The 5405-nt window shown below is 74.4% G+C and carries 5 protein-coding genes; 3 read left to right on the top strand and 2 right to left on the bottom strand.

Translation table 11 applies throughout. The features are described from left to right. Positions 1-102 precede the first annotated feature (102 nt). Both ACZ499_RS27025 and ACZ499_RS27020 read right to left on the bottom strand, forming a co-directional pair. Positions 103-1167, bottom strand: coding sequence for an SDR family NAD(P)-dependent oxidoreductase (locus ACZ499_RS27025; protein WP_468678697.1), 1065 nt, complete (start codon positions 1165-1167; stop codon positions 103-105). A 30-nt stretch (positions 1168-1197) separates the two neighbouring features. Next, positions 1198-2574: an amidase gene (locus ACZ499_RS27020; protein ID WP_468678695.1), complete on the bottom strand. Its 1377-nt coding sequence runs from the start codon at positions 2572-2574 to the stop codon at positions 1198-1200. Positions 2575-2729: 155 nt separating this feature from the next. Here ACZ499_RS27020 and ACZ499_RS27015 point away from each other — a divergent pair, with 155 nt between their 5' ends. The 3 genes from ACZ499_RS27015 (at position 2730) to ACZ499_RS27005 (ending at position 5259) form a co-directional block, all read left to right on the top strand. After that, a complete protein-coding gene (locus tag ACZ499_RS27015) occupies positions 2730-3551 on the top strand; it encodes a maleylpyruvate isomerase family mycothiol-dependent enzyme (RefSeq protein WP_468678693.1) in 822 nt (273 codons plus the stop codon). Positions 3552-3692: 141 nt separating this feature from the next. Beyond that, the gene (locus ACZ499_RS27010; RefSeq protein WP_468678691.1) at positions 3693-4220 is read left to right on the top strand and encodes a hypothetical protein; all 528 of its coding nucleotides are present in this window, start codon (positions 3693-3695) and stop codon (positions 4218-4220) included. A 406-nt stretch (positions 4221-4626) separates the two neighbouring features. Next, positions 4627-5259, top strand: coding sequence for an alpha/beta hydrolase (locus tag ACZ499_RS27005; protein ID WP_468678689.1), 633 nt, complete (start codon positions 4627-4629; stop codon positions 5257-5259). Positions 5260-5405: the final 146 nt, after the last annotated feature.

The following is a 5405-nucleotide window of genomic DNA, read 5'->3' as shown; positions in this document are numbered from 1 at the left end:
ATGTGGGTGGGAGCGACGTTCATGTGGGGTGGGGGTGGTGCGTATGTTGGTGGGGGCGGTTCGGGGTGCCGGGAGCAACCCCCAACCGCCCCCACTCCTGCCTCAGGCGTTCTCGGCGAACGCGTCGACCCCGGTCAGCTCGGCGGAGAGCCGCCACAGCCGTGCGGCCTGTCCGGGGTCCGTCGCGTGCGCGCTGACACCGGTGGTGAGTTCATCGCGCGGCACTTCGCCGTCGGCGGGGCCGTCGTCGCCCGGGCCCGCGGGCTCCGCGATGTCACAGTCCTCGCAGTAGACACCGCCCAGGCCCGCCAGCTGGGGCGAGGTCGCCGCCCAGACCTGGGTGGCCGCACCCTGCTCCGGCGTCTTGAACGAGTCGGCCACGTTGCCCTCCTCGTCGACCCACCCCGCGTCGAGCATCTCCTCGCGCGAGACGTGGCGCGTGAGGGGCGTCAGGATCTCGCCGGGGTGCAGCGCGAACGCCCGCACCCCCGCGTCCCGTCCCCATGCGTCGAGGTGGACGGCGAAGAGCACGTTGGCCGTCTTGGCCTGCCCGTACGCCAGCCACTTGTCGTAGCCCCGGGCGAAGTGCACGTCGTCCCAGCGGATGCCGGAGAGCTGGTGGCCCCGCGAGGACACCGCCACCACCCGCGCCCCGCCCGCCGCCAGCGCCGGCCAGAGGCGGTTGACCAGGGCGAAGTGGCCGAGGTGGTTGGTCGCGAACTGCGCCTCCCAGCCCGGCCCGACCCGGGTTTCGGGGCAGGCCATGACCCCGGCGTTGTTCACCATGATGTCGATGCCCCGGCCCGACGCGAGGAAGCGGTCGGCGAAGGCGCGGACGCTGTCGAGGTCGGAGAGGTCCAGGGTGTCGACCTCGACGCCGGGCCCGACACCGCGGTCGGCGCCGGTGAGGCCCGCCAGTGCCTCCTGGGCGGCGGCGCGCCGCCGTGCGGGCACCACCACATGGGCCCCGGCGGCCGCCAGTGCCCGGGTCGTCTCCAGGCCGAGGCCCGAGTAGCCGCCGGTGACGAGGGCGAGCTTCCCCGTGAGGTCGATGCCCTCCAGCACCTCCTGTGCGGTGCTGCGGGGGCCGTAAGCCGATCCGGTCCTGTGCTGAGGAGTGGTCGTACGAGTCGTGTCGGTCGTGTCGGATGTCGTGCGCGTCGTCATGCCGGAGAAGCTACGAATTGGAGTGCGCTCTCAGTCAAGCACGGCCCTGACGGGTGGAGCCGGCGCGGTGCGCGTCCAGGGGCGTGCCTGCTCCAACTGCCCTACGACGGTGAGGAGTTGGTGCTCCGAGCCGGGGCGGCCGACGAGCTGGACGGAGCCGGGCAGGCCCGTCGGCAGCGAGCCGAACGGCATCGCGAGGGCGGGGTGGCCGGAGAGGTTCCACGGTGGTGTCATCGGGGAACAGGCCGTGTTGACCAGGACGTTGGCCAGCCAGCCGCGCTCGTGCCAGGCGTCGGCCGCCGGGCCGCGACGGGCCAGGGCGGGCGTGAGCAGGACGTCGTACTCCTCGAAGAAGGGCGCGAGGCGTTTGTTGAGTGCGCCCCGGTGATCCGCGCGCAGCATCCCGAGCCGCCCGGCGGCCCGCCCGATCGCCGCGTGCCGCCGGGTGCGCGGGGTGAGCAGGCGCGGGTCGAGCCCCTCGGCGTCCTGCGCGGTGCCTCCCGTCCAGCGGGCGAGGATGACCGTGCCGAAGGTGAGGGGATAGGGCGGATGGGCGGCCGACACCCGGTGCCCGGCCTCCACGAGCGCCCGGGCCGCCTGGCGGGCGAGCGAGGCGTACACGCCGCCGACGCGCACTCCGGCGATCGGGCTGCGCGTGGAAACCGCGATCCTGAGGGCGCGCGGCGGATCGGCCGACTCGTCGGCGCCGGGCCGTGTCTCGCCCGCGAGCACCGAGAACATCAGCCGTGCGTCGGCCGCCGTCGTCGCCAGCGGGCCGTTCTCCGACATCCCGAACCAGGCACCGCCCAGGCCGGAGGGCACGCGCCCGGTGCCCGGCTTGAGGCCGATCAGACCGCAGTGCGCGGCCGGGATCCGCAGGGAACCCATGCCGTCGTTGCCGAGCGCGAGCGGCACCAGACCCGCCGCGACCGCGGCCGCGCTGCCCCCGGAGGAGCCGCCCGCCGTACGCGACGGATCCCAGGGGTTGCGGGCGATGCCGTGCACCCCGTCCGTGGTCCCGAAGACGCACAACTCCGGCACGTGGGTGAGTCCCACCACCACCGCACCCGCCGCCCGCAGCCGGGCGACGGTGACATGGTCCTCGGCCGCGAGGGTCGCCGGGGTGGCCGCGGAGCCGTTGCGGGTCGACTCGCCGCGTACGGGCAGGTTGTCCTTGACGGCCACGGGAACCCCGGCGAGCGGCAGCCGGGACAGGTCCGTCCGCGCCCCGACCGCGTCCGCCTCCGCCAGGGCGGCGGTGGCGCGCACCACGCGGAACGCGCCGACCCGCCCGTTCCGCGCGGCGATCGCGGCCAGGTGGTCGGCGACCACCTCGCGGGGTGTGACCACCTTCTGCCGTACGGCCTCGGCTATCTCGGTGGCGGTCCGGCCTGCCCACTTGGTCACGGTGGCTCCTCGGCGCTGCTGGCTCGGTCACGACGGACGAGAGGCCACTGTGGACGACCAGCGCGTCTCCTGTCGATACCCGTGGATCTTCGCCGCCGTGATCGGCCCCGCCCGGCTCTGGACACACGGCACGGGCTGGGGCAGGCTCCGGCGCCATGAGCGCACACCAGCCGAGTGGGAACCCCCTGCCGCCGGGGCTCGGCGACGCGATACGCGGCACCGCCGAGGACATCGCCCTGCTGTTGCGCGGGGCCCGCGACACGAGCGTGCCCGTACCGGGTCTCCAGTGGACGCTCGGGGAGACGGCCGCGCACCTGGCGCAGGCCAACCAGCTGATGGCCGAGATCGCGGCGGGACACGGCCGCGGCCACGGGGACGGCACGCCGGGGAGCATCGCGGCGGCCAACGCGCGCGCCCTCGCCGAGTTCGGCGAACGGGCGGCCGAGCCGCTGGCCGCGATGATCGTGGCCCAGGCGGCGGCCTGTCTGGACGCGGCCGAGGCGGCTGACCAACGGGGAGCCGGGCCGCTGGTCACCCCGATGGGCACCATGGACCTGCCGACCCTGGGCGCGTATCTGCTCACACACATGCTCGGCCACGGCTACGACATCGCCCGCGCGGTGGGCCGCCCGCACATGCTCGACCGGCGGCGCGTCGAGCTGACCCTGCCGTTCATGGTCGCGGCGATGCCACGGGTGGTCGACGCGGGTGCCGCGAAGGGGTGCAACGCGCGGTACACCGTCCGTCTGTGGGGCGGCGCCCGGTTCGGCGTGGAGTTCACCGAGGGCGCGGCCACCGTCGGTGAACGGCCGCCGGGCCGCCCGGACTGCACCATCCGCATCGAGCCCGTCACGTTCCTGCTGATGGCCCTCGGCCGCGTCGAGCCCCGCATGGCCATCGCCCGGGGCCGCGTCCTGGCGTGGGGCCGCAAACCCTGGCTGGCACCGCGCTTTCCCACCTTGTTCACGGCGCCCTGAATACTTGGCGGCGAGGCCCGTGCCCACGGCCCGGCCCCGAGTCCGCCCTGAACAGGAGTCTTCTTGTCCCCGCAGCAACCGTCCCAGAGAACCACCCGAACCACCCGGACCGACCGGAGCCGTACGGGAGCACGTGCGGGGGTGCTCGCGCTGGCCCTGCCGCTCCTCGCGGCCGCCGTCGCCGTCCCCGCGCAGGCACAGGCGAGCCCTGCGGGCGTCGCCGTGGCCCCTGCCCACGCGGCGCCTGCCGCCGCCACCGTGACGGAGGGACAGGTCAGGGAGGTCGCCCGGGGCGGTGTGCTCACGTACCCCTCCGTCACCAGCTGTCTGACGGTGACGGTCCGTCTGCGCGGCGGCGGTCTGGTCGGCGCCCACGCCAGCCTGTTCCAGGTGCCGGGAGAGCTGAGGTCGGACGAGATCCTGCCCGTCCTGCGCAGGGCCGTGGCGGGACGCCCGGTCGCCGCCGTCGAGGTCCGGGGCGCCGTGGGCGCCTGGCACCCCGGCTACTTCACCCGGGCGATCGAGGCGTACGGCGAAGGGGAAGCGGTACCGCAGCCCCAGGGCCGGGACTTCGGCGGCCTGGCCGAGGCGGTCGCGCTCCGGCTGAAGCAGCCGCGCGGCGCCGTGACGGTCGAGGACGTGCCGGACGGCGACCAGATCGTGCGCTGACCCGGGCTTCGAAGCCGGTTGCCGCACCCCGAAACCGGGGCGCGGCTCGCCCGGCGGGGTGTCACAGTCACCCTCGTGACCCTGCTCCCCCTCCTCGTCGGCTTCGCCGCGACCGGCCGTATCGGTCCTCTGCACTGCGGAATGCCCCTCACCGAGGCCGAGGAACTGCTCGGTCCCGGGCGGGCGCATCCGGTCATCCAGATGAAGGGCCCGGACACCGACGGCTATCCGTACGTCTGGGGAAGTCTGGAGCTCGTCGTCACCCGACGCCGTGTCGGCGGGATCTGGATACGGCTCTGGCCGGGCTCGACGGTCTCGATGCCGCCCCTCGTCCTGCCGGACGCCGGGCCGTACGACGCGACCGTGCTGCGCGAGGACCTGCGAACGCGCCGAGGACGTACGGCCGTTGTTCATCGCCCTGGCGGCCAAGCTCGACGCGGAGCCGGGGAAGACGGCCAAGGAAGGTGTCCAGCTCACCGGCGACCAACTGCGCCAAGCGCTCCAGACGGCACTCTACTCGGACGGCACCTTCCCCCTGCTGGCGCAGCTCATCAAGGCGGCCCAGGACCCGAAGGCGACGCCGGTCCTGCCCGGCCCGCTCGCCGAGCCGATGAGCGACCAGGAGGCCGCGGCCGTCGTGGGGGTGCTCTGCAACGACGTGAGCCGGCCGAAGTCGGTCCCCTCGTACGAGCGTGCCGTCGCGGCCGACCGGATCCGCCACCCGCTCACGGCGGGCAGCCCCGTCAACGTTCTGCCCTGCACCTTCATGAAGGAGGCGCCGGCCGAGAAGCCGGTCCGGCTCACCGGCGAGGGCCCGTCCAACATCCTGATGATCCAGGGCCTGCGGGACCCCTCGACGCCGTACTTCGGCGCTCTGAAGATGCGTGCGGCGTGGGGCGACCGGGTCCGCCTGGTCACGGTCGGCCACGGCGGCCACGGCATGTACCTGGACAACGGCAACGCGTGCGGCGACCGCGCGGTCACCACGTTCCTCACCACGGGCGTGCGTCCGCGGCGGGACACGTACTGCGCGAGCTGAACGCCGGTGGGGGCCGCTGCGGCCACGTACCAGGCCGCAGCGGGGGGGGGGCCCTCGACCAGGGCCGCGGGGGGGGCCTCAGCACCCGGGGGACTGGGGGGCGGGGACCTGACCAGAAAGGTTGCGTGGTGGTGGGGGGTGGGGTG

The sequence above is a fragment of the Streptomyces sp. NPDC031265 genome, assembly GCF_055570295.1.
This window is presented reverse-complemented; position numbering and strand designations above follow the sequence as displayed.

What these genes read in the sequence shown, in the direction of transcription:
- ACZ499_RS27025 (WP_468678697.1), bottom strand. Translation starts at nt 1,167, where the DNA reads ATGACGACGCGCACGACATCCGACACGACCGACACGACTCGTACGACC.
- ACZ499_RS27015 (WP_468678693.1), top strand. Translation starts at nt 2,730, where the DNA reads ATGAGCGCACACCAGCCGAGTGGGAACCCCCTGCCGCCGGGGCTCGGC.